The following is a 22,636-nucleotide window of genomic DNA, read 5'->3' on the forward strand; positions in this document are numbered from 1 at the left end:
TCCCTACCGTCCGCCGCCGATTCTCCGATTGAATCGAGAGCCGCTATTGTTTAAAATAGTATGTTAATTTGCCGATGTTTTTCAGACGGCCTTCCGCTTGGCAAAAGGCCGTCTGAAACCTTTAGATTTCAACAGGAAACCGATATGGCCGCATTCAATACCCAGCAAGTCCTTTCCGTACACCACTGGACGGAATCCTATTTCTCCTTTACCTGCACCCGCGACGAATCGCTGCGTTTCGAAAACGGCCAGTTCGTGATGATCGGCCTGATGGTCGACGGCAAACCGCTGATGCGCGCATACAGCGTCGCCAGCGCAAACTGGGAAGAACACTTGGAATTTTTCAGCATCAAAGTACCCGACGGCCCGCTCACCAGCCGCCTGCAACACCTGAAAGAAGGCGACGAAATCCTGGTGAGCAAAAAACCCACCGGCACGCTGGTTTTGGGCGACCTGAACCCCGGCAAGCACCTGTATCTGCTTTCCACCGGCACCGGCATTGCGCCGTTTTTGAGCGTTACCAAAGACCCCGAGGTTTACGAGCAGTTTGAAAAAGTGATTCTGGTGCACGGCGTGCGCTACAAAAAAGACTTGGCCTATTACGATCGTTTTACCAAAGAACTGCCCGAACACGAATATTTGGGCGAAATGGTGCGCGAAAAACTGATTTACTACCCCGTAGTATCGCGCGAAGCATTCGAACACCAAGGCCGTCTGACCGATTTGCTCAAAAGCGGCAAACTGTTTGAAGACATCGGCCTGCCGCCCATCAACCCGCAGGACGACCGCGCCATGCTGTGCGGCAGCACCGCGATGAACAAAGACACCGCCGCCATTCTCGACGGCTTCGGCCTGAAAGTGTCGCCCAAAGTCGGCCAGCGCGGCGATTATCTGGTGGAACGCGCGTTTGTCGACCAATAAGCCTTAAACGGCAACCGTGATGCAGGGGCCGTCTGAATAACCAACGTTACCTGTATTTGCCCTGGATTCCCGCCTGCGCGGGAATGACGGTTGCGGGTAATGTGTTTTTCAAGATTGTTTGCAATAACAACCCCTTTCATACCGAAGGCCGTCTGAAAAGTGTTCAGACGGCCTTTATCTGTCAGACTATGGGATATGGCGTTGATGCTTACTTTCCCGAATCTTACTGCACAACCGCCCTGCCGTTGCGGAATGTCTCTGTCCGCATGGGTTTGCCGCTGATGGTGTAAACCGTGAGCGTACCGTCGTCGGGGTGGGCATCGAACACTTTCAGACGGCCTTCGGCCACCGTATAAGGGTCGGTACGTTTTTGGCCGCTGCCGTAAAAATCCTGCACCACTGCTTCACCGCTGCGGCGGCTGAGCACCTGCCGGTAAAAACCGCCCCGGACTGCTTGGTCGGCCGCATTGCCCTGCGCGTCGAAATACACGGCGGGGTGCTGTCCGTTCAAAATACCCGCGCGGTCGGGGTTGATTTTACGGCCGCCGACGGGGATGTTGATGGACGTGCCCAAACCGACATGGCTGCCGATGCCCGTTCCCAATCCCAAACCCACCGACATCCCCGGCGTACCGCCCGCACACCCCGCCAGCCATACGGCCATACCGGCCGCCACGAAACCGATTTTCATGGTTTTTCCTTTTCTGACAACGACTTCAACGTTTCCAGTATAACAGGATTTGCCGCCGAACTGCGATGCCGTCTGAAAACGACGGGACGGAAAGTCAACCGCTGACCGCATCCCGCAAGCGGTACAACGGATACACTTGAGAAAAAGTACGGCTGTTTTCCCTGCCGCCGCCACTCCCACAACGGCAATTCGTATGGACAACCACTTTACGGCCACATGAATAACCAAAGTTTCTGAAATTCAGACTGTTTACATCTTGATGCGGCAATGGCCGCTGCCGTTATTCCCGCGCAGGCGGGAATCCGGAGTGAATGTTCACAAGCGCATAAATAAAGTTTGACCGTTTTTGTTCAAGCCGGATTCCCGCTGCGCGGAAACGGTGGTTGTTCACGACACCGCACCAAATCATTACCCCATGAAAACAGGCCGTCTGAAAGTTTTCAGACGGCCTGTTTGGTTGCGGAAACCGCTTTATCCCTTGCCCGTGCTGCCGAAGCCGCCTTCGCCGCGTTCGCTGGCGGCAAACTCGTCCACCACTTTAAATGCGGCCTGCACCACGGGCACAATCACCATCTGCGCGATGCGCGCCATCGGCTCGACGGTAAACGGCTCGCGGCCGCGGTTCCACAGCGATACTTTCAGTTCGCCCTGATAATCCGAGTCAATCAGGCCGACGAGATTGCCCAACACAATGCCGTTTTTATGGCCGAGACCCGAACGCGGCAGTAGCACGGCGGCGTAGGCGGGGTTGCCCAGATGCACGGCCAGCCCTGTCGGAACAAGGTAAACATCGCCCGGTTGCAGCGTTACCGCCTCGTCCAAACAGGCGCGCAAGTCAAGACCTGCCGAACCGGGCGTGGCGTAGGCGGGCAGGTTGTCGTTCATTCGGGCATCGAGGATTTTCAGTTCGACTTCGGTTTGCATATCGTTCCTTCAAGATTCGGTTTCAGACGGCATTATACACAACCGCCCCCTTGAGGCCGTCTGAAAAACGGGAGTATGATGGCCGCAATACATCCCGCAACAGAAAGAAAATCATGGATTTGCACAGCATCCGCGAAGATTACAGCAAGCGCGAACTCTCGGAAGCCGATTGCGACGGCAGCCCGATTATCCAATTCGAACAATGGCTTAACGAAGCCATCCGTGCAAAAGTGAACGAGCCGACCGCGATGAATGCGGCCGCAGTAGGCGAAGACGGCCGACCCAACAGCCGTGTGGTGCTGCTCAAAGAAGTCAATGCGCAGGGTTTCGTGTTTTTCACCAACTACCTGAGCCGGAAGGGCCGCTCGTTTGCCGCCCACCCGTTTGCCGCGCTCACGTTTTTCTGGCCGGAACTCGAGCGGCAGGTGCGCATCGAAGGGCGTATCGAAAAGCTCGACGCGGCCGCGTCGGACGAATATTTCGACAGCCGTCCCTACACCAGCCGCATCGGCGCATGGGCAAGCGCGCAGAGCGAAGTGTTGTCCAGCAAAACCGCGCTGGTTGCCAAAGCCGCCGCCGTCGGCGCGAAACACCCGCTGCACGTGCCGCGCCCGCCGCACTGGGGCGGCTATGTGGTGGTTCCCGACCGTGTGGAATTTTGGCAGGGACGGCCGAGCAGGCTGCACGACCGCATCCAATACAGGCTTTCAGACGGCCTGTGGATAAAAGAGCGGCTGTCGCCGTGATGGTTTGGCAAGACGGGCTGGTTTACAGTGAGAGCTGTATCAAAAGGCAAGGTGCAGGCAAAGCATTGAAAGCCGCCTGTTCCGTATTGTGTTCATGCCGACACGAATTCAGCTTTAAATAAAAAATTCGTTTTAATCATATACTTAAAAATAAAATTCCGAAATTAAAGCCGGATTCCCGCCGACGCGGGGCTGACGGGGTCAATGTTTCATGACGGAAACGGAACGCTGCCACATAGTCAATCTTTTGCAGACACCGTCGTTTTCCAGTAACCCGTTTATCAAAGCAGCCAAAAGAATTTCAGACGGCCTGAACAACGGTAGGCCGTCTGAAAATAACGGAACGGGATACCTGTCTATTTCAATCTATCGGTATAGCAGGAAATTGATAACACCGATACCGTCATTCCCGCGCAGGTGGAAATCCACGCTTGAAATCCGGTATCTTTTTGTTAAACAGGCACTTGTGAATATCGAGTATGGATTCCCGCCGACGCGGGAATGACGGATTGAGTGTTTCATGAGGAAACGGAACGCTGCCACATAGTCAATCTTTTGCAGACACCGTCGTTTTCCAGTAACCCGTTTATCAAAGCAGCCAAAAGAATTTCAGACGGCCTGAACAACGGTAGGCCGTCTGAAAATGACAGAGCAGGATACCACTCTATTTTGAAAGTGCCGTCCGCCCTACTCCGTTTCCGCTCCCCCGCTTTATGCGTAATGCCCTGCCCCCAAGATAACCGCCTTGTCCGCGCCGGTGGCGTGGTGCGGATTGCCGGGGATTCGGTTGACCCAGCAGGCGGCGAGCCAGGCGAAGGCGGCGGCTTCGACCCATTGCGGATCGAGATGCAGCTCGCTGCTGCTGTGCAGCGAAACCCGTTGCGCGGCAAACATTTCCTGCAAGCGGTTCATCAGGATGCCGTTGTTGATGCCGCCGCCGCACACATAAATATGCCGGACCTGCGGCGCGGCCTGCGCCACGGCGTCGTAAATGCTTTGCGCGGTGTATTCGGCCAGCGTGCGCAGCACGTCGTGCGGGTTTTCGCCGCCGTTCAGATGGCCTGACAGCCAGCCCAGCGAAAACAGTTCGCGGCCGGTGCTTTTGGGGTGTGGCTGGCGGAAATAGGGATGGTCGAGCAGTTCGGCCAGAAGTTCGGGCAACACTTTGCCCTGAGCGGCCTTTTTGCCGTTTTTGTCGTAGGGCAACTGCCAGACATGGCGCATCCATGCGTCCATCAGCATATTGCCGGGGCCGGTGTCGAAGCCGAACGCAGGTGCCGACGGCGGCAGCACGCTGATGTTGGAAATGCCGCCGATGTTGAGCACCACGCGGGTTTCTTCGGGATGGTGGAACAGGGTGTGGTGGAACGCGGGCACCAGCGGCGCACCCTGCCCGCCCGCGGCAAGGTCGCGGCTGCGGAAGTCGCCGACGGTGAAAATGCCCGTCAGCCCGGCCAGCAGCGGCAGGTCGGCGAGCTGGATGCTGTACCCGTGTTCGGGGGCGTGGCGCACGGTTTGGCCGTGGCAGCCGATGGCGGTGATGTCGTGCGGGGCGAGGTTTTGCTCTGAAAGGAGTTTCCGTACCACTTCCGCATAAATGCGGCTGAGCGTCTGCGCGAGCATACGGCTGCGGTGAAGCTCGTTGCCGCCGCTGTCCTGAAGGGCGAGCAGTTCGTGTTTGAGGCCGTCTGAATAAGGGACGAAAGCATGGGCGGCGGCGGAATGCCAGCGGCTGCCGTCCATTCGGGTGAGTACGGCGTCGGCACCGTCGAGACTGGTGCCCGACATGATGCCGATGTAGTGTTGCACGGTCATGATGATGGTTTGCGGGATTGGTATCGGGGCGTATTTTATAGTGAACTAAAATAAGAAATCTACTTCGTTGGCTGCGGCTTGCCTGTTATCCGTACTGCCTGCGCCTTGCCGCTCCGTATCTTCCTTATTTATTTTAGTGCGCCATAAAAGGCCGTCTGAAATCCATACCGGTTTTCAGATGGCCTGCTGCGCGGCATTTTCCCATCCGAACTCCCCGAAATCTGTGCCGCCCCGTTTTCCCGCCGTACCGCAACACAAGGCAAACCGTATGAATTACCGAACCCTGTTTCTCATCGAAAAAATGGACTGCCCTTCTGAAGAACAGCTTATCCGCATGAAACTGCAACCGCTCGGCGGCATCGTTTCGCTTGCCTTCGATTTGCCGCAGCGGCAGCTTACCGTTATCCACCGGGGCGGCAGCGCGGCAATCGAAGCGGCTTTGGCCGAACTGGACTTGGGCGCGAAACTGCTGCACAGCGGCGAACATACGGTTTCAGACGGCCTTGAAGCCGAACCGCAGCAGGAACGCAAACTGTTGCGGGCGGTGTTGGCGGTCAATTTCCTGTTTTTCCTGATTGAAATGGGCGGCGGCTGGCTGGCCGCGTCGATGGGTTTGATGGCCGACAGTCTCGATATGCTCGCCGACAGCCTGGTGTACGGTTTGGCGCTGCTTGCGGTCGGGCGCAGCGCGGCCGCACAAAACCGTGTGGCGGCGTGGGCCGGCGGGCTGCAATTGGGACTGGCGGTGTTGGGGCTGGCCGAAGTGCTGCGGCGGTTTCTGGGGTGGGAGAGCCTGCCCGATTTCCGCATCATGATTGCCGTTGCCCTGCTCGCGCTCGCCGCCAACGTGTTGAGCCTGAAGCTGCTGCAAAAAAGCCGCAGCCGCGAGGCGCACATCCGCGCCAGCATGATTTTCACATCGAACGATATTTTGGCCAACATCGGCATGGTGCTGGCAGGCGTATTGGTTTTGCAGACCGGTTCGCCTTATCCCGATCTGATGATCGGCTTGCTGGTGTTTGCTTTGGTGGCGCGCGGCGCATTCCGGATTTTGAAGCTGTCGCGTCCGTCGTAAAAACAGGGCAGGCCGTCTGAAAACCGTTTTCAGACGGCCTGTTCCGTGCTTTGTGCCGTTTTCAGACGGCCTTTTGCTACAATGGCCGTCTGAAAAACATCCGCTTGCCGATACCATGCTGCCCGTTCACCAAAAACAGCTCAAAATCACCGAAACTTCCGCGAAAAAGCTGGAAAAGCTCAATCTCAACACGCCGTGGGACGTGGTTTTGCACCTGCCTTTGCGCTACGAAGACGAAACCCACATCATGCCGATTGCCGATGCGCCGGTCGGCGTGCCGTGTCAGGTGGAGGGAACCGTAACCCATCAGGAAGTGACGTTCAAACCGCGCAAGCAGTTGGTGGTGCAGATTGCCGACGGTTCGGGCAGCGTGCTGCACCTGCGTTTTATCCATTTCTACGCCAGCCACCAGAAACAGATGGCGGTGGGCAAACGCATCCGCGCGGTGGGCGAAATCAAGCACGGTTTTCACGGCGACGAGATGATCCACCCGAAAATCCGCGACGCGGACCACACCGGTTTGGCCGAAAGCCTCACGCCCGTTTACCCGACCGTCAACGGCCTGAACCAGCCGACTTTGCGCCGCATCGTTCAGACGGCCTTGGATACCGTGCCGCTGCACGATACGCTGCCCGACGAACTGTTAGGCCGTCTGAACCTGCCGCACTTGGCCGAAAGCCTGCGCCTGCTGCATTCGCCGCCGCCCAGTTTTACCATCCACCAGCTTTCAGACGGCACGCTCCCCGCGTGGCAGCGGCTGAAATTCGACGAACTTTTGGCGCAGCAGCTTTCCATGCGGCTGGCGCGGCAGAAACGCGTGAACGGCAATGCCAACCCATTGAGCGGTAACGGAAAAATGTCCGAAAAATTATTAAACGCGCTGCCGTTTGCGCTCACAGCGGCTCAGCAGCGCGTGCTCGCCGAAATCCGCACCGACATGGCGCAAACCCACCCCATGCACCGTCTGCTGCAAGGCGATGTCGGCAGCGGCAAAACCATCGTCGCCGCGCTCTCGGCGCTCACCGCCGTCGAGGCCGGTTGCCAAGTGGCGGTAATGGCGCCCACCGAAATTCTGGCCGAACAGCATTACGCCAAGTTCAAACAATGGTTCGAGCCGCTGGGTTTGAGCGTGGCGTGGCTTTCCGGCAGCCAGCGCAAAAAAGCCAAAGAAACCAATAAAGCCGCCATTTCAGACGGCCTCACCCAAATCGCCGTCGGCACGCACGCCCTGTTTCAAGACGACGTTGAATTTCAAAATCTCGGTTTAGTGATTGTCGACGAACAGCACCGCTTCGGCGTGGCACAGCGTTTGGCCTTAAAAAACAAAGGGCAGGACGTGCACCAACTGATGATGTCGGCCACCCCCATTCCGCGCACGCTGGCCATGAGCTTTTTCGCCGACCTCGACGTTTCGGTGATTGACGAGCTGCCGCCCAACCGCACCCCGATTAAAACCCGCCTCGTCAACAGCGTGCGCCGCGCCGAAGTGGAAGGCTTCGTGTTAAACACCTGCCGCAAAGGGCAGCAGGCCTATTGGGTTTGCCCGCTGATTGAAGAAAGCGAAACCCTGCAACTGCAAACCGCCGTCGATACCCTCGCCGAACTTCAGACGGCCTTGCCCGAACTCAGCATTGGCCTGGTTCACGGGCGCATGAAGCCGTCTGAAAAAGCCGAAGTCATGGCCGAATTTGCCGCAGGCCGTCTGAATGTGCTGGTCGCCACCACCGTCATCGAAGTCGGCGTGGACGTACCCAACGCCAGCCTGATGGTCATTGAACACGCCGAACGCATGGGCTTGGCGCAGCTGCACCAACTGCGCGGCCGTGTGGGGCGCGGCGCCGCCGCCAGCGCGTGCGTATTACTGTTTTCCGAACCCCTGAGCGAACTGGCCAAAGCCCGTCTGAAAGTGATTTACGAACACACCGACGGCTTCGAAATCGCCCGCCAAGACCTCAACATCCGCGGCCCCGGCGAATTTCTCGGCGCACGGCAAAGCGGCGTACCCATGCTGCGCTTCGCCAATCTCGAAGAAGACTTGCAGCTGCTGGAAAAAGCCCGCGAAATCGCGCCCAAGCTGATTGAAGAGCGGCCGGATATTGTGGAGAAACATTTGGACAGGTGGCTGAGCAGCAGGGAAGGGTATTTGGGGGTGTAGCGGCATGACGGATTTCTTGTTTACAATGAACGAAAAACAATTTCCCAAACAAACAGACCAACCAACACCAACCTACCGAAACACACACCATGTCCACTTTCTCCGCCAAACTCGTCCGCTGGCAGCGGCAGAACGGCCGCAACAATCTGCCGTGGCAGAGCAGCGATCCTTACAAAGTCTGGCTCTCCGAAATCATGTTGCAGCAAACCCAAGTGGCCACCGTGCTCGGCTACTATCCGCGTTTTCTCGAAAAATTCCCTACTGTTCAAGACCTTGCTAACGCGCCCGAAGACGAAGTGCTCAATCTGTGGGCGGGTTTGGGCTATTACAGCCGCGCGCGCAATCTGCACAAGGCGGCGAAGCAGGTGGCCGACCGTTTCGGCGGCGTGTTTCCGCACACGCGGCGGGAGCTGGAAACGCTGTGCGGCGTGGGCAGAAGCACCGCCGCCGCGATTTCCGCATTTGCGTTCAAACAGCGCGAAACGATTTTGGACGGCAACGTCAAACGCGTGCTTTGCCGCGTATTCGCACAAGACGGCGATCCTGCCGACAAGAAATTCGAAAACCGCCTGTGGCAACTGGCTGAAAGCCTGATGCCGTCTGAAAACGCCGATATGCCGGCCTATACGCAGGGGCTGATGGATTTGGGGGCGACGGTGTGCAAGCGCACGAAACCTTTGTGCGGCGGTTGTCCGATGGCGGATATGTGCGAGGCGAACGCGCAGGGGCGCACGGCGGAGCTGCCGCGTAAAAAGGCGGCGGCAAAAGTGCAGACGCTGCCGCTCTACTGGCTGGTGCTGCGCAACCGCGACGGCGCGGTATGGCTGGAAAAACGTCCGCCCAAAGGCATTTGGGGCGGGCTGTGGTGCGTGCCGTGTTTTGAAGATTCGGCAACGCTGTACCGCACGGCGGAACAGTTCGGCGTGTTTTCAGACGGCCTTTCGGAAGCGGCCGAATTTACCCACCGCCTGACCCACCGCCTGCTGCTGATTACGCCGCTTTGCGGCCTTGCCGATACGGACAGGCCGTCTGAAAAAGACGGCGGCGTTTTTTCAGACGGCCTGTGGGTGGCGCGGGACAAGCTGGCGGATTTCGGTTTGCCCAAACCGTTGGCGGAATTTTTGGCGGAACGGTAAGACGGGAATCTGCCCGGCCTGCGGAAAATAAATGCCAAGCCGTGTGCGTGTCGGGTCAATGCGCGACCATGCCGCTGCGCCGTGCCCGTCCGCCATTCGAACACGGCACGGCAACCTTCCAGCCGGATTAAGCCGCGCCAACCGCACCGCCCTGCCCCGTTATACGGCAAAGGCCGTCTGAAAAGCTCCCGCACTCCCCGTCCCCGGCAACATTGCACGGTTACGTCCTCCGCCCAACCGCACCTGCGGGTTTTCTGCAATCCATCTTTAGTTTGCTTTTTCCCGAATCCGACCGCCAACCAAACAGGCCGTCTGAAAAAATTTTCAGACGGCCTGTGCGTATCCGGTCAGACATCAGCGGTGCGAAATGCTGTACCGCTTTTCCAAACGCAGGAATACCCAGCCCAAACAGGTGGTCAGCACCAGATAAATCAGGGCGACGGTGTAATATGGTTCTTCGGTGATGGAATAACGTCCCTGAATCGTTTTGCCCACATAGGCAAGTTCGGCGACGGCAATGGCGGAGAGCAGCGAGCTGTCTTTCAGCAGCGTGATGAACTCGTTGGCCAACGGCGGCAGCATACGGCGCAACGCCTGCGGCAGAATCACATGGCGCATGGCCTGCGGATAAGTCAGCCCGAGCGAACGGGCGGCTTCTATCTGGCCTTTGTCTATCGACTGGATGCCCGCACGGAAAATTTCGGTGATGTATGCGCCCGCGTTAACCATCAACGCCAGCATACCCGCAATCAGCGCACCGTAATTGCGGCGCAGTTCCACCGCCGCTTCGCCCGAAACCAGCCAGCCGTCGGTCGGGTTGATCAGCGCCACCGCCCAGATGAAATACCAAATGAAAATCTGCACATACAGCGGCGTACCTCGGAACAGGGTAACGTACAGCAGCGACAGCGTCCGCAATACCCAAGCCAGCCCTTTTACCGCCACACCGCCTTTTTCGGGGCGGAGCAGCCGCGCCAACGCACCTATCAGCCCCAGCACCGTTCCGCCGAGCGTGGCCGCCACGGTCAGCCCGAGTGTGGTCAGAATGCCGTAGAGAAACATCTCGCGGTATTCGTAAATAATATCGAAACGGAAATTCATGGCCTGCTCTTCTAATGGATTTATGCGGGAAAGAAAGGCTGTATTTTACAAGAAAACCCGTGTTCTGCATGGTTTTTTCTCATATTCCGCCAAATTGACCCTGTATGTGAAAAGGCGGATAATCGCGCCGTTGCCGGAATCCTTTTTTCAGCGTATGCAGCCTGCCCGAAACGCGGCTTTCGTCATTGGAAATTCAGGATTTTCCGGCTTTACCGTAGGGCGGGTTCACACCCGCCCGAATGCGTTTGCCCCGACCGTCAGGCCTGCCCGCCGGACATCCATGCGGCCCGCCCGACAAGGCCGTCTGAAAACCACCCTACCGTAACAGAAACCACATCATGAAAACACCCGAACTCCTCCTTCCCGCCGGCGGCCTCGAACGGATGCGCGCCGCCTACGACTACGGCGCAGACGCAGTGTACGCCGGTTCGCCGCGCTACTCCCTGCGCGCCCGCAACAACGAATTTGCCAAATTATCCGTATTGGAACAAGGTATTAGGGAAGCACACGAGCGCAACAAACTGTTTTACCTCACCGTCAACACCCTGCCGCACAATTCCAAGCTGAAAACCTTCGTCGCCGACATGCAGCCCCTTATCGACATGAAGCCCGACGCGTTGATTATGGCCGACCCCGGTCTGATTATGACCGTGCGCGAAAAATGGCCGGACATGCCGATTCACTTGTCTGTACAAGCCAACACCACCAACTATTGGGGCGTGAAATTCTGGCAGAAAATCGGTGTGGAACGCATCATCCTGTCGCGCGAATTGAGCATGGACGAAATCGCCGAAATCCGCCAAGAATGTCCCGACATCGAACTGGAAGTGTTCGTACACGGCGCATTGTGCATCGCCTACTCAGGCCGTTGTTTATTATCGGGATATTTCAACCACCGCGACCCCAACCAAGGCACCTGCACCAACTCCTGCCGCTGGGACTACAAAGTCCACGACACCGACACCGACGACATGGGCGACGCCAAACTCCTGCAAGGCTTCAACTTCAACTCCGCTCAGGAAGAAGCAAACTCCGCCTTCGAAGGCATCAACGGCCAGCAACGCCACCCCGCCGCCAACAAAGTCTTCCTGATTGAAGAAGCCAACCGCCCGGGCGAGCTGATGCCGATTATGGAAGACGAACACGGCACCTACATCATGAATTCCAAAGACCTGCGCGCCATCGAAGTGGTTGAAAAACTCACCAAAATCGGCGTAGACAGCCTCAAAGTCGAAGGCCGCACCAAATCCGTGTATTACGTTGCCCGCGTGGCGCAAAGCTACCGCAAAGCGATTGACGATGCCGTTGCAGGCCGCCCGTTCGATTACAGCCTGCTCGCCGAACTCGAAGGCCTCGCCAACCGCGGCTACACCAGCGGCTTTTTGGAACGCCACCAAACCCAAGACTACCAAAACTACCTGAGCGGCCACTCCCTCGCCAAACAAAGCCAATACGTCGGCCACGTTACCGAAATCGACGCCGAAGGCTGGGCGACCGTCGAAGTGAAAAACCGTTTCGCCGTCGGCGACACCATCGAAATCATCCACCCGACCGGCAACCAAACCGTCAAGCTGGAACAGATGACCCGCAAAGGCGAAGCGGTGGAAGTTGCCCCCGGCAACGGCATTCAGGTGAAAATCCCGAATATGGCAGGCAAAGATAAAGCATTGATTGCACGGGTAATGAACCCGTAAACCGGCCGGTTAAGGCCGTCTGAAAAACACGGCGGGAGGAAAGGCTTGCCAAACATTAAAGACACAGTAGATACGGTTAGCGCGCTTCCTGCGCGTAACCGTATGCAAGGCTGTTGAGCATACAGACACGCGCACAGCTCAACCAACCGCATCCACCCGATTTTCAGACGGCCTGCAACACATACACAAAGGAAAACACAATGTTCAAACCGTTGTTACTGGCTTTACTGCTCGGTAGCGCAACATACGCCGCTGCCGACAACCCTAAGCCAGACAATCCCGCCATCGTCCGATAAACCGATGCAAACGCACGGGAATTGGAACTGAACGTTCTGGAAAAAACGCTGGAAATCGAAAAACGGCTGTTAGACACGCACAAAACGGCAGTGGAAGGACAGCAGAAAAGCATGGATTGGTGGTTTGGTTTTCTCAGCTTTGCAATGGCGGTAATTGCTCTTCTCAGCGGTTTGATACCCTACCTGATTTACCGTCGGGCGCAAAAAGATTTAGAGCAGGGACGGGAAAAAATTACCGCACAGCTTGCACAAACCAAACAACTCTGTGAACAGGCAGAAAAATACAACCAACAGGCTCAAGAACATTTATCAGCAATAGAAAACACCCGCCAGCAGGCTGAAAAACATAAAGACGAAATCGCCGCCATGAAGCAAGTTTCATTCGGCACCCCAAAGATTCAGCCTAATGATGAGAACAACACGGATAATGCAGCAGGCATCAAAGCCGCAGAAGAATTAAAAGAAAATACCGAAATTCCCTTAATCGAGCGGCTGCGGGCACGGGCAATTCTTTTACAGGACAGTGCCCACGACACCACTACTTATGAACAAGCCCTGACCGCATGGAAAGCCGTGTTGCTGGAAGACGAAAATGACGTTCAAGCCAATTTCGGCGCAGGTTATTGTTCTTACGAATTATCTCTCAATGCCGCTGACCAGCGAAAAGAACATCTCTTGACCGAAGCAAGAAAATATTATGAAAAAACCTTAGCTGTTGCCCCTGATCATTATCAAGCAGCCAACAATTTGGGATTAACTTTAAACAGCGAAGCGCAAATCTTATCCGCAGCAGACCGTCTGAATGAAGCCCAAGAAAAATGGCGGATGGCGGCAGAACGTTTCCGTCAGGTTTTGGACATCAAATCTGATTATTATCAAGCAGCCTGCAACTGGGGCGTAGCCTTGGCTCGTGAAGCGCAGGCCTTATCCGCAGCAGGCCGTCTAAATGAAGCCGAAGAAAAATGGTGGATGGCGGCAGAACGTTTCCGTCAGGCTTTAGACATCAAACCTGATGCTGATGAAGCAGCCCGCAACTGGAGCGCAGCCTTAATCCATGAAGCACAAGCCTTATCCGCAGCAGGCCGTCTGAACGAAGCTCAGGAAAAGCGCCAACAGTCCATTGATCTGATAAACAGTTTTATTAAAAATTATCCGGAATATACTGCGGTATTATCCTATAACCTTGCCTTCACTTATGCTTTGGGAAATCAACCTGAACAAGCAGTGCAGGCTTTGGAAACCGCACGACTCGGCGGTTCTCTGCCCGATAAAGCACGCATCGAAGCCGATAAAGATTTCGATGCCATCCGCAATACCGAAGTCTTCCAAACTTGGTTCAAACAGGCTTTTCCCGAAAGCGGAAGCCAACCGTAGGGAACATGCCGACCTGCCGCAACAGGCCGTCTGAAAATGTTTTCAGACGGCCTTTCGGTTATAATGCTGCCAATCGTTTTCAAGGATACCGCAATGAGCATCAAATCCGACAAATGGATACGCCGCATGGCCGAGCAGCACGGCATGATCGAGCCTTACGAGCCGAACCAGATTAAAGAGCTGGACGGCAAAAAAATCATCTCCTACGGTACGTCGAGCTACGGCTACGACATCCGTTGCGCCAACGAATTCAAGATTTTCACCAACATCAACAGCACCATCGTCGATCCGAAAAATTTCGACCCGAAAAACTTCGTTACCGTGGAAGACGACTGCTGCATCATCCCGCCCAATTCGTTCGCGCTGGCACGCACGGTGGAATATTTCCGCATCCCGCGCAACGTGCTGACCGTGTGCCTGGGCAAATCCACCTACGCACGCTGCGGCATCATCGTAAACGTTACCCCGTTCGAGCCGGAATGGGAGGGCTACGTTACGCTGGAGTTTTCCAACACCACTCCCCTACCCGCCAAAATCTACGCCGGCGAAGGCGTGGCGCAGGTGCTGTTTTTCGAGAGCGACGAAGTGTGCGAAACGTCGTACAAAGACCGCAACGGCAAATACATGGGGCAAACCGGCGTTACCCTGCCGAAAACCTGACGCACCCGCAGGCCGTCTGAAACTGCGGCACATTTTTCAGACGGCCTCCCCTTCCTTCCATCTTTCGGACTCAGCGGACAAAACTTATGGAAAACATCCAGTTCCCCTTAAATTTCTCGTTCAAAATCTTCACGCCGTCCAACGATTTTTCCGTGATTGACGCGGGCGGACATGAAATCGCCTACACCCGCCAGAAGATTTTCAAAATCAAAGAATCGGTGCAGATTTTCCGCAATGCTTCCCGCAACGAGCTGCTCTACACCGTCAAAGCCGACCGCATCATCGATTTCAACGCCAGTTATACCGTGCGCGATGCGGCGGACAATGTGCTCGGCAGCATCAAGCGTTCGGGCATGAAATCGCTGTGGAAAACCAGCTATACCGTACACGATGCCGCAGGCCGCCAACTTTATTCTTTACAGGAAAAGAACCCGTGGATTGCCGTGCTCGACGGGCTGTTATCGGAAGTGCCCTTAGTCGGCACCCTGTCGGGCTACCTGTTCAACCCGAGTTATTCGATAACCGACGGCAGCGGCGGCGAAGTGTTTACGCTGAAAAAAGAACCGTCGTTTTTCGAACGCAAGTTCAGCCTGCATAAAAACGGCGGCGCATCTTCCGCCGAAGACATTCTGGTGCTCAATGCCGCCATGATGCTGATGCTGCTGGAACGCGGCGACGGCTGAGGCCGTCTGAAAACACCGCCCGACATTGCCGAAAGGAAACGCCGATGGACGAACTTCTGAACGCCGTCAAATTCGACGAAAAAGGCTTGGTCTGCGCCATTGCCCAAGATGCCGCAAGCGGAAGGGTTTTGATGGTGGCATGGATGAATGCCGAAGCCCTGCGGAAAACCGCCGAAACGGGTTTTGCCCACTATTACAGCCGTTCGCGCCGAAAACAGTGGATGAAAGGCGAAGAATCGGGGCACACTCAGAAAGTGCACGAACTGCGGCTGGACTGCGACGGCGATGCGGTGGTGATGCTGATTTCGCAAAACGGCGGCATCGCCTGCCACACAGGACGGGAAAGCTGTTTTTACCGCCGCTGGAACGGCTCCGCTTGGGAAACAGCGGATGCGGTATTGAAAGACGAAGCCGAAATTTACGGCCACACGCATCCCTAAGGCCGTCTGAAAACCCGATAAAACGCCCTGCCCGCCGTTTCAGACGGCCTTTAACCCCATCCCGACAGGAACCGACATGAACGACGTACTGACCGAAATCCAAAACGTCATCGACAGCCGCAAAGGCCGCAGCCCCGACGAATCCTATGTGGCGCAACTGTTCCACAAAGGCGGCGACAAAATCCTGAAAAAAGTCATCGAAGAAGCGGGCGAAGTGCTGATGGCTTCCAAAGACGGCGATGCGGCACATTTGGTTTACGAAACCGCCGATTTGTGGTTTCACACGATGGTGCTGCTCGCGCACCACGGCCTGCGCGCGGAAGACGTCGTCGCCGAACTGGCGCGGCGGCAGGGTTTGTCGGGGCTGGAAGAAAAAGCCGCACGGCAGGAAAATTGAAATTGTATTACAATCCGTTTTGTATAAAGATTCAGGCCGTCTGAAAACCGCCCCGCAACGGATTTACCCCCAAACACGCCGTCTGAAAACCGCCTGACGTGTTTTTGAAAACGGCTGCGCTGTCGTCAGGCATATCGGGGGCTCGGCCAAGCCGTCCGCCTCCCGACACCTCCTTGAGACTTGACGGCCTATGATCCGAACGCCGAAATGCGGATACCGGCTCCCGCTTTTCAGACGGCCTTTCATTAAGGACACCCGCCATGACCGACTGCATCTTCTGCAAAATCGCCGCCGGAGAAATCCCCGCAAACGCGGTATACGAAGACGGCGAAATGCTCTGTTTCAAAGACATCCGCCCCGCCGCTCCGGTGCATCTGCTGCTGATTCCGAAAACGCATTTCGATTCGCTTGCACACGCCGCGCCCGAACACGAAGGCCTGCTCGGACGGATGATGCTGAAAGTACCGCAAATCGCCGCAGAACACGGCTTGACCGGCGGCTTCAAAACCTTGGTCAACACAGGCAAAGGCGGCGGACAGGAAGTGTTCCACCTGCACATCCACATCATGGGCACGCCTGCCTGAATATTTTCAGAACAGGCTTGCCGGCCACAACCCGAACATCGGTTTCAGACGGCCTGAAACGCCGTCTGAAACCCCGAACAAACTACTGAAAAAGGAATAAAACCATGGGCAGCTTTTCCATTTGGCACTGGCTCGTCGTATTGCTGATCGTCGTCCTCGTGTTCGGCACGAAAAAACTGCGCAATGTCGGTAAAGACTTGGGCGGTGCGGTGCACGACTTCAAACAGGGTTTGAACGAAGGCGGCGAACCTGCCAAGAAAGACGGCGAAATCATCGAACATAAAAAAGACGAAGACAAAACGGCTTAAGCCATGTTTGATTTCGGTTTCAGCGAATTGCTGCTGGTGGCGGCCGTCGCACTGGTGGTGCTCGGCCCCGAAAGGCTGCCTGCCGCCGCGCGGATGGCCGGACAGTTTGTCGGCAAAATCCAGCGGCTGGTGGCCAACGTCAAACAGGAGCTGAACGAACAGGCCGAGCTGGAAGAGCTGCGCAAAGCCAAACAGGAATTCGAAACGGCGGCGCAGCAGGTCAAAGACGGCCTGAACGAAGCAGGCAAAGGCGTGCAGCAGAATCTGAACGACATTTCAGACGGCCTCAAACCTTGGGAACGCCTGCCCGAAATGCGTACGCCCGCCGATTTCGGCAAAGACGAAGCCGGCAACCCCCTGCCCGGCAGTAGCGATGCAGACGGGGCGGAACCGCACAGCCGCATTGCCGGACTGCCGTCTGAAAACCTGTCCGCCCCGCTGCCCGAAGCCGCCGCCGACGAACCCGATCCGTGGAAAGCCTACCTGACCCAAGCCGCCGCCCCGCAGATTGCGCCGACGGTTTACGAAGAGCACGGCGTTTTTCCCGAAGCGGGCACGCCCGTTTTTCAGACGGCCTCGCTGCGCAAACAGGCCATGCAGCGCAAGCGCGACATGCGCCCGAAACACCGCCCCGCGCCCAAACTGCGCATCCGTAAAAAGTGAGTAAACGGTGTCAGAAGAATTACAGCAAAACACCCAGCCGCTCATCGAGCACCTGCTCGAACTGCGCCGCCGCACCGTATGGGCCGCCGCGGGCATCCTCGTCTGCTTTCTCGGCCTGATGCCGTTTGCACAGGAACTTTACTCGTTCGCTGCAAAACCGCTGATGGCCAGTCTGCCCAAAGACACCAGCATGATTGCCACCGACGTCATCGCGCCGTTTTTCGTGCCGGTAAAGGTAACGCTGATGGCGGCGTTTCTACTTTCGCTGCCGCATACGCTCTATCAGGTGTGGGCGTTCGTTGCCCCCGCGCTCTACCAAAACGAAAAACGGCTCATCACGCCGCTGGTACTGTCCAGCCTGACACTGTTCGTCTGCGGCATGGCGTTCGCCTACTACCTCGTTTTCCCCGTGATGTTCCAGTTTCTCGCCGGCGTTACCCCCTCAGGGGTAAGCATGGCCACCGACATCGACAAATACCTGTCGTTTATCTTGGGCATGTTCGTCGCCTTCGGCATGACATTCGAAGTACCCGTCGTCGTCGTCCTGCTGGCACGCATGGGCATCGTTTCGCCCGAACAGCTCAAAGCCGCGCGGCCCTATGTGATTGTCGGCGCATTCGTCATCGCCGCCGTCGTTACCCCGCCCGACGTGATTTCCCAAATCCTGCTCGCCGTGCCGCTGATTGTGCTTTACGAAGCGGGATTACAATGCTGCCGGTTCGTGAAACCGGTTGAAAAAGAAACGGATGCGCCGCCGGAAAACCAACCGTAAAACATCCGGGCCGTCTGAAAAGGTTGCGCTGCATTCAGACGGCCTCAAACACCAACCGCAAATCAAATAAAGAAAGGCTGTGCGGATATTGGGTTGATGCCTGGTTTTTCCGTCATTTCCGCGCAGGCGGGAAGCCATATTTGGAATCCGGTACTTTTATTTCAAACAAGCACTTGCAAATACCGAAGATAGATTCCCGCCCGCGCGGGAATGACGGAAACCGGAGAAATCCGTTTTAACCCGTATGCCGTCAACACGACCTCCACACACAACCAAGAAGAAAGGAACAACAATGACCGTATTGGTATTGGGCGGAGCCGGCTACATCGGTTCGCACATGGTTGACCGCTTAATCGACAGCGGCAGGGAAAAAGTCGTCGTCGCCGACAATCTCGTTACCGGCCACCGTGCCGCGGTACATCCCGATGCCGTGTTCTACGAAGGCGATTTGGCCGACAAAGCCTTTATGCGCAAAATATTCCAAACCCATCCCGACATCGATGCGGTCATCCATTTCGCCGCCTATTCGCTGGTGGGCGAATCGATGGCCGAGCCGTTGAAATATTTCGACAACAATACCGCAGGCATGATCAGCCTGCTGGAAGTGATGAACGAATGCGGCGTGAAGCGCATCGTGTTTTCGTCCACCGCCGCTACATACGGCATTCCCGAACGCATGCCCATCCGCGAAGACGACCCGCAGAAACCCATCAACCCCTACGGCGAAAGCAAGCTGATGATGGAAACCGTGATGCGCTGGTGCGACGCGGCCTACGGCATCAAATTCGTGGCCTTGCGCTATTTCAACGTGGCCGGCGCAAAACCCGACGGTTCCATCGGCGAAGATCACCATCCGGAAACGCACCTGCTGCCGATTATCCTGCAGGTGGCGCAGGGCAAACGCGACAAACTGATGATTTTCGGCGACGACTACAACACGCCCGACGGCACCAATGTGCGCGATTATGTGCATCCGTTCGACTTGGCCGACGCGCATATTCTGGCCGTGGACTACCTGCGCGGCGGCAACGAATCGGGCGCGTTCAACCTCGGTTCGTCCACCGGTTTTTCCAACCTGCAAATGCTTGAAGCGGCAAGGAAAGTTACCGGAAAGGAAATCCCCGCCGAATTCGCCCCGCGCCGCGCGGGAGACCCGGATACGCTGATTGCCGCGTCCGACAAGGCACGCGAAGTTTTGGGCTGGAAACCCGAGTTCGACAACATCGAGAAAATCATCGAATCGGCCTGGGCCTGGCACTCCCGCCATCCCGACGGATACGCAGACCGCTGACTGCCTTAATTTAAGGGTGCAGGCCGTCTGAAAACGGTTTTCAGACGGCCTGAACATAAAAGGCTGTATGTTGTATGGGTGTTGATTTGCAAGCTGCCGCTCACAACCGTCATTCCCCTGCTGGCGGGAATCTATGGCACACATTCGCAACCGGATGAATAAAAACCGTTTTTTAAATTCAGAACCAGATTCGTTCCACGCAGGCATAACGCTTCCTGCCAACGCATTATCCGAACACCGCGCATAAAAATGCGCCGCGCAGCAGCATTGCGTACAGACAAAGCGGACAAATCTGCGCGCTTGGTGCAATGCCCGATATTCGGTTTCGGAACATGACCGCCGCGTTTGGATGATATGTCGGCACAGCGGGAAATACCGCACCGCCGTTGCCGTTTTACCCGCCATAAGCCTGCGCACCGCAAAAAACGGAACGGCTGCAATGCAAACGGATTTTCCCGATATATCAAGCCGCAAACCTTTTTTAACCTGTCCCGAAACCGTTTTTTTGAAACCAAATCCGAAACAGGCCGTCTGAATACTGTGTTTTCAGACGGCCTGTCCGAATGGAATACCGATCATGACAAACGACAAACGTTTTTCCCTGCCGCATACCGCAGCGGTTGCAAGCCTGCTGCTGCTGATTGCCGTGAGCCTGTCGTGGGAGCTGTGGATTGCGCCGCTGCGCGAAGGCGGTTCGTGGCTGGCGCTGAAGGCGTTGCCGCTGTGCCTGCCGCTGCGCGGCATTTTCAAAGGGCGGGTTTATACGTTCCAGTATTGTTCGATGTTCATCCTGATTTATTTTGCCGAAGCGGTGATGCGGCTGTTTGATGCCTCGGTTGCGAGCCGTTGGTGCGCAGCGGCGGCGTTGCTGTGCAGTTCGGTGTTTTTTGTTTCGTGTCTGGCTTTTGTAAAGCAGGCAAGAAAGGCTGCCAAAGGTGTTTGAGCGTATGTTTGCCGATAACGGGCGCGGACGGGTTTGGGATATGGATCTGTGGCCGCTGTGGTTTTTCTTTATCTGGGTATGCGTGGCGCCGTTTGTGTCGCTCTACCGCGTCGGCCCCCTGTCGAGTTTTTATCTGGAAGCGGGGTCGCTGCTCGGTGCGGCCGGTTTGGTGTTTTTCACGGCAACCGAAGGCCGTCTGAAAGCGCGCTTTCCGGCAACGGGGATGTATTTCCTGATACTGGCGGCCTTCTGGTGGCTCCAGGCGCGGCTGATGAACCTGACTTACCCCGGCCTGAACGACATGGTGGTGTGGACTTTTGTGATTCTCGCACTCGCCGCATGGGCGTGCCGCAGCTGGATTGCACAGGTCGGACAGGAACGCGTGGTCAGCGTGTTTGCCTGGGCGCTCGTTATCGGCGCGCTGATTCAGGCGTTTGTGGTGCTGCTCCAGTTTACCGGCTGGGCAACCGTGTGGCCGTTCAACCACACCGTCGCTTACAGCGGCCTGCGCCAAATCAGCGGCCAGCTCGGCCAGCGCAACCATTTGGGACACTACCTGATGTGGGGCGTTTTGGCGGCATCCTATCTGTGGGCGGTGCGCCGCGTGCCGAACTGGGCGGGCGTGCTGCTGGTTTTGGCGCTCACCGTATCACTGGGCTTGGTCAGCTCGCGCACGATTCTGGGCTATATCGTCGGCATCGGCCTGATTTTGCCCGTGTGGCGGCTGATGGCCGGACGCAGCAGCAACCGCATGGTGCTGACGGTGTTGTTCATGCTGGCGGCGGCGGCGGTGGTACAGTTCGGCATCGGCCACATTCTCGACTGGTTTGCGGGCGTACAGTACGACACCGCGGTCGAACGCGCAGGCAGCAGCAGCTTTGAAGGCTCCGCACGCAACATCGAATGGGTGCGCGCATGGAAGATTTTTCAGACGGCCCCCGTCTGGGGACACGGCTGGAACAGCTTCGCGCTGCAAAGTTTCCTGCTCAACGCCCAAGAACCGATGCTCAACAACAATATCCTCAACGTATTGTTCACCCATTCCCACAACATCATCCTCAACCTGCTGGCCGAAATGGGGCTGGCCGGCACGCTGTTGGTCGTTGGCGGCTATCTTGCCGCGATTTGGCGGCTGTTTTCCCGCCCGCGCAGCGAAGCCTCGCTGCTGCTGCTGGCCATGATGGCCGTATCGCTGTGCCACAGCATGCTCGAATATCCGTTTTGGTACATCTATTTCCTCGTACCGTTCGCCCTCATGATGTCGCTTTCGCCCGCCCGCGAAACCGACCTTTCAGACGGCCTGTTGCGGCAAAATTGGCGGCACTACGCAGGAGCGACGTTGTCCCTCATGCTCGCCGCCGGCATCGTCCGGCTCGGCTGGGCTTACACCGAACTCACCGACTTCAACCGCCGTCCCAAAACCGATACCGCCGCCGACATCCTGCTGAAAAACGAAGGCCTCAAACGCATCGCCCGCGACGAACCGATGCTGCGCTACTACGCCCAACTCGCAGGCATCAGCCACTACAACACCACCGGCGACAAAATCGACCCGTGGGCGGAGCAGGCTGCGCTGGAAGCCCTGGTGTTCCGTCCCTACGCCAACGCCCACCAAGTCGGCATCTACCGTTTCCGACGCGGGCAAACCGAAGAAGGCATCCGCTGGATGCACGCCGTATACCGCTACTACCCGCACCAGCTCTCGTTTTACGTGCAAAAAGCCAAAGAACGGCCCGAACTTCAGCCGTTGCTGCCCGATGCCTACGTCCAATGCGCGCTGCTGCACAAGCAATACGGCGAACTGTTCAAAAAAATCAACAAAAACATCACCTGCCCGCAGTCGTAACGCAACATCGGAAACGGGTTTCCGATCCAACATCAGGCCGTCTGAAAATGTTTTTCAGACGGCCTGAAACCTTTCTCAGCCACCGAACAATGCAGCGGCCGTTCCTGTTTTTCAGACGGCA

The 22,636-nt window shown here is 56.6% G+C and carries 22 protein-coding genes; 18 read left to right on the forward strand and 4 right to left on the reverse strand.

Annotated elements, in window-relative coordinates:
- Positions 1–144 precede the first annotated feature (144 nt).
- Positions 145–921 carry a ferredoxin--NADP reductase gene (locus ACEYDX_RS01680; RefSeq protein WP_373740301.1) on the forward strand — a complete coding sequence of 259 codons (777 nt, stop codon included), beginning with the start codon at positions 145–147 and terminating at the stop codon, positions 919–921.
- 223 nt (positions 922–1,144) lie between these two features.
- Here the strand turns inward: ACEYDX_RS01680 and ACEYDX_RS01685 are convergent, their stop codons facing one another.
- Together ACEYDX_RS01685 and dut are read right to left on the reverse strand one after the other, a co-directional pair.
- Positions 1,145–1,612, reverse strand: coding sequence for a NemA protein (locus ACEYDX_RS01685; RefSeq protein WP_373740302.1), 468 nt, complete (start codon positions 1,610–1,612; stop codon positions 1,145–1,147).
- Positions 1,613–2,083: 471 nt separating this feature from the next.
- Positions 2,084–2,536 carry a dUTP diphosphatase gene (dut, locus tag ACEYDX_RS01690; RefSeq protein WP_373740303.1) on the reverse strand — a complete coding sequence of 151 codons (453 nt, stop codon included), beginning with the start codon at positions 2,534–2,536 and terminating at the stop codon, positions 2,084–2,086.
- A 113-nt stretch (positions 2,537–2,649) separates the two neighbouring features.
- Between dut and pdxH the strand changes: the two genes are divergently transcribed.
- Positions 2,650–3,282: a pyridoxamine 5'-phosphate oxidase gene (pdxH, locus tag ACEYDX_RS01695; RefSeq protein ID WP_373740304.1), complete on the forward strand. Its 633-nt coding sequence runs from the start codon at positions 2,650–2,652 to the stop codon at positions 3,280–3,282.
- A gap of 711 nt (positions 3,283–3,993) precedes the next feature.
- Here pdxH and ACEYDX_RS01700 read toward each other — a convergent pair.
- Complete coding sequence (locus ACEYDX_RS01700; RefSeq protein ID WP_373740305.1) at positions 3,994–5,097, reverse strand: anhydro-N-acetylmuramic acid kinase; 1,104 nt, start codon at positions 5,095–5,097, stop codon at positions 3,994–3,996.
- A 268-nt stretch (positions 5,098–5,365) separates the two neighbouring features.
- Between ACEYDX_RS01700 and ACEYDX_RS01705 the strand changes: the two genes are divergently transcribed.
- The 3 genes from ACEYDX_RS01705 to mutY all read left to right on the forward strand — a co-directional run bounded on the left by ACEYDX_RS01705 (position 5,366) and on the right by mutY (position 9,463).
- Positions 5,366–6,172 carry a cation transporter gene (locus tag ACEYDX_RS01705; protein ID WP_373740306.1) on the forward strand — a complete coding sequence of 269 codons (807 nt, stop codon included), beginning with the start codon at positions 5,366–5,368 and terminating at the stop codon, positions 6,170–6,172.
- A 115-nt stretch (positions 6,173–6,287) separates the two neighbouring features.
- Entirely contained in the window at positions 6,288–8,327 is a 2,040-nt protein-coding gene (gene recG, locus ACEYDX_RS01710) for an ATP-dependent DNA helicase RecG (protein WP_373740332.1), read from the forward strand.
- Between the two features lie 89 nt (positions 8,328–8,416).
- Positions 8,417–9,463 (forward strand): A/G-specific adenine glycosylase, encoded by a 1,047-nt coding sequence (gene mutY, locus ACEYDX_RS01715; RefSeq protein ID WP_373740307.1) that lies wholly within the window; start codon positions 8,417–8,419, stop codon positions 9,461–9,463.
- A 354-nt stretch (positions 9,464–9,817) separates the two neighbouring features.
- On the opposite strand, the gene ACEYDX_RS01720 is transcribed toward mutY, so the two are convergent.
- A complete protein-coding gene (locus tag ACEYDX_RS01720) occupies positions 9,818–10,564 on the reverse strand; it encodes an amino acid ABC transporter permease (protein ID WP_373740308.1) in 747 nt (248 codons plus the stop codon).
- A gap of 338 nt (positions 10,565–10,902) precedes the next feature.
- Between ACEYDX_RS01720 and yegQ the strand changes: the two genes are divergently transcribed.
- The 13 genes from yegQ to ACEYDX_RS01785 all read left to right on the forward strand — a co-directional run bounded on the left by yegQ (position 10,903) and on the right by ACEYDX_RS01785 (position 22,515).
- On the forward strand, positions 10,903–12,258 hold the full coding sequence (gene yegQ, locus ACEYDX_RS01725; protein WP_373740309.1) for a tRNA 5-hydroxyuridine modification protein YegQ: 1,356 nt from the start codon (positions 10,903–10,905) through the stop codon (positions 12,256–12,258).
- Positions 12,259–12,575: 317 nt separating this feature from the next.
- The gene (locus ACEYDX_RS01730; protein ID WP_373740310.1) at positions 12,576–13,928 is read left to right on the forward strand and encodes a hypothetical protein; all 1,353 of its coding nucleotides are present in this window, start codon (positions 12,576–12,578) and stop codon (positions 13,926–13,928) included.
- Between the two features lie 93 nt (positions 13,929–14,021).
- Complete coding sequence (gene dcd / locus ACEYDX_RS01735) at positions 14,022–14,588, forward strand: dCTP deaminase (RefSeq protein ID WP_373740311.1); 567 nt, start codon at positions 14,022–14,024, stop codon at positions 14,586–14,588.
- An 86-nt stretch (positions 14,589–14,674) separates the two neighbouring features.
- Positions 14,675–15,271, forward strand: a complete 597-nt coding sequence (locus tag ACEYDX_RS01740) for a hypothetical protein (protein WP_373740312.1) — start codon at positions 14,675–14,677, stop codon at positions 15,269–15,271.
- 44 nt (positions 15,272–15,315) lie between these two features.
- Positions 15,316–15,711, forward strand: coding sequence for a phosphoribosyl-AMP cyclohydrolase (hisI, locus tag ACEYDX_RS01745; RefSeq protein ID WP_373740313.1), 396 nt, complete (start codon positions 15,316–15,318; stop codon positions 15,709–15,711).
- Between the two features lie 76 nt (positions 15,712–15,787).
- A complete protein-coding gene (locus ACEYDX_RS01750; RefSeq protein WP_373740314.1) occupies positions 15,788–16,108 on the forward strand; it encodes a phosphoribosyl-ATP diphosphatase in 321 nt (106 codons plus the stop codon).
- 260 nt (positions 16,109–16,368) lie between these two features.
- Positions 16,369–16,692, forward strand: coding sequence for a histidine triad nucleotide-binding protein (locus ACEYDX_RS01755; protein ID WP_373740315.1), 324 nt, complete (start codon positions 16,369–16,371; stop codon positions 16,690–16,692).
- Positions 16,693–16,796: 104 nt separating this feature from the next.
- A complete protein-coding gene (gene tatA / locus ACEYDX_RS01760) occupies positions 16,797–17,000 on the forward strand; it encodes a Sec-independent protein translocase subunit TatA (RefSeq protein WP_373740316.1) in 204 nt (67 codons plus the stop codon).
- 3 nt (positions 17,001–17,003) lie between these two features.
- Positions 17,004–17,663 carry a Sec-independent protein translocase protein TatB gene (tatB, locus tag ACEYDX_RS01765; protein ID WP_373740317.1) on the forward strand — a complete coding sequence of 220 codons (660 nt, stop codon included), beginning with the start codon at positions 17,004–17,006 and terminating at the stop codon, positions 17,661–17,663.
- Positions 17,664–17,670: 7 nt separating this feature from the next.
- The gene (gene tatC / locus ACEYDX_RS01770; RefSeq protein WP_373740318.1) at positions 17,671–18,435 is read left to right on the forward strand and encodes a twin-arginine translocase subunit TatC; all 765 of its coding nucleotides are present in this window, start codon (positions 17,671–17,673) and stop codon (positions 18,433–18,435) included.
- 292 nt (positions 18,436–18,727) lie between these two features.
- Complete coding sequence (galE, locus tag ACEYDX_RS01775) at positions 18,728–19,726, forward strand: UDP-glucose 4-epimerase GalE (RefSeq protein ID WP_373740319.1); 999 nt, start codon at positions 18,728–18,730, stop codon at positions 19,724–19,726.
- A gap of 577 nt (positions 19,727–20,303) precedes the next feature.
- On the forward strand, positions 20,304–20,669 hold the full coding sequence (locus ACEYDX_RS01780) for a DUF2069 domain-containing protein (RefSeq protein WP_373740320.1): 366 nt from the start codon (positions 20,304–20,306) through the stop codon (positions 20,667–20,669).
- A 4-nt stretch (positions 20,670–20,673) separates the two neighbouring features.
- Positions 20,674–22,515, forward strand: coding sequence for a Wzy polymerase domain-containing protein (locus ACEYDX_RS01785; protein ID WP_373740321.1), 1,842 nt, complete (start codon positions 20,674–20,676; stop codon positions 22,513–22,515).
- Positions 22,516–22,636 lie beyond the last annotated feature (121 nt).

The sequence above is a fragment of the Neisseria sp. genome, from assembly GCF_041804105.1.
Taxonomy (GTDB): domain Bacteria; phylum Pseudomonadota; class Gammaproteobacteria; order Burkholderiales; family Neisseriaceae; genus Neisseria.

Bases quoted from the DNA above. Each gene is read 5' to 3' on its own strand.
- ACEYDX_RS01740 (WP_373740312.1), top strand. From the start codon at position 14,675: ATGGAAAACATCCAGTTCCCCTTAAATTTCTCGTTCAAAATCTTCACG.
- tatB (WP_373740317.1), top strand. From the start codon at position 17,004: ATGTTTGATTTCGGTTTCAGCGAATTGCTGCTGGTGGCGGCCGTCGCA.
- ACEYDX_RS01705 (WP_373740306.1), top strand. From the start codon at position 5,366: ATGAATTACCGAACCCTGTTTCTCATCGAAAAAATGGACTGCCCTTCT.
- ACEYDX_RS01700 (WP_373740305.1), bottom strand. From the start codon at position 5,097: ATGACCGTGCAACACTACATCGGCATCATGTCGGGCACCAGTCTCGAC.
- ACEYDX_RS01685 (WP_373740302.1), bottom strand. From the start codon at position 1,612: ATGAAAATCGGTTTCGTGGCGGCCGGTATGGCCGTATGGCTGGCGGGG.
- galE (WP_373740319.1), top strand. From the start codon at position 18,728: ATGACCGTATTGGTATTGGGCGGAGCCGGCTACATCGGTTCGCACATG.
- ACEYDX_RS01755 (WP_373740315.1), top strand. From the start codon at position 16,369: ATGACCGACTGCATCTTCTGCAAAATCGCCGCCGGAGAAATCCCCGCA.
- ACEYDX_RS01780 (WP_373740320.1), top strand. From the start codon at position 20,304: ATGACAAACGACAAACGTTTTTCCCTGCCGCATACCGCAGCGGTTGCA.
- ACEYDX_RS01680 (WP_373740301.1), top strand. From the start codon at position 145: ATGGCCGCATTCAATACCCAGCAAGTCCTTTCCGTACACCACTGGACG.
- ACEYDX_RS01785 (WP_373740321.1), top strand. From the start codon at position 20,674: ATGTTTGCCGATAACGGGCGCGGACGGGTTTGGGATATGGATCTGTGG.
- pdxH (WP_373740304.1), top strand. From the start codon at position 2,650: ATGGATTTGCACAGCATCCGCGAAGATTACAGCAAGCGCGAACTCTCG.
- mutY (WP_373740307.1), top strand. From the start codon at position 8,417: ATGTCCACTTTCTCCGCCAAACTCGTCCGCTGGCAGCGGCAGAACGGC.
- recG (WP_373740332.1), top strand. From the start codon at position 6,288: ATGCTGCCCGTTCACCAAAAACAGCTCAAAATCACCGAAACTTCCGCG.
- ACEYDX_RS01720 (WP_373740308.1), bottom strand. From the start codon at position 10,564: ATGAATTTCCGTTTCGATATTATTTACGAATACCGCGAGATGTTTCTC.
- ACEYDX_RS01750 (WP_373740314.1), top strand. From the start codon at position 15,788: ATGAACGACGTACTGACCGAAATCCAAAACGTCATCGACAGCCGCAAA.
- hisI (WP_373740313.1), top strand. From the start codon at position 15,316: ATGGACGAACTTCTGAACGCCGTCAAATTCGACGAAAAAGGCTTGGTC.
- dut (WP_373740303.1), bottom strand. From the start codon at position 2,536: ATGCAAACCGAAGTCGAACTGAAAATCCTCGATGCCCGAATGAACGAC.
- yegQ (WP_373740309.1), top strand. From the start codon at position 10,903: ATGAAAACACCCGAACTCCTCCTTCCCGCCGGCGGCCTCGAACGGATG.
- tatA (WP_373740316.1), top strand. From the start codon at position 16,797: ATGGGCAGCTTTTCCATTTGGCACTGGCTCGTCGTATTGCTGATCGTC.
- dcd (WP_373740311.1), top strand. From the start codon at position 14,022: ATGAGCATCAAATCCGACAAATGGATACGCCGCATGGCCGAGCAGCAC.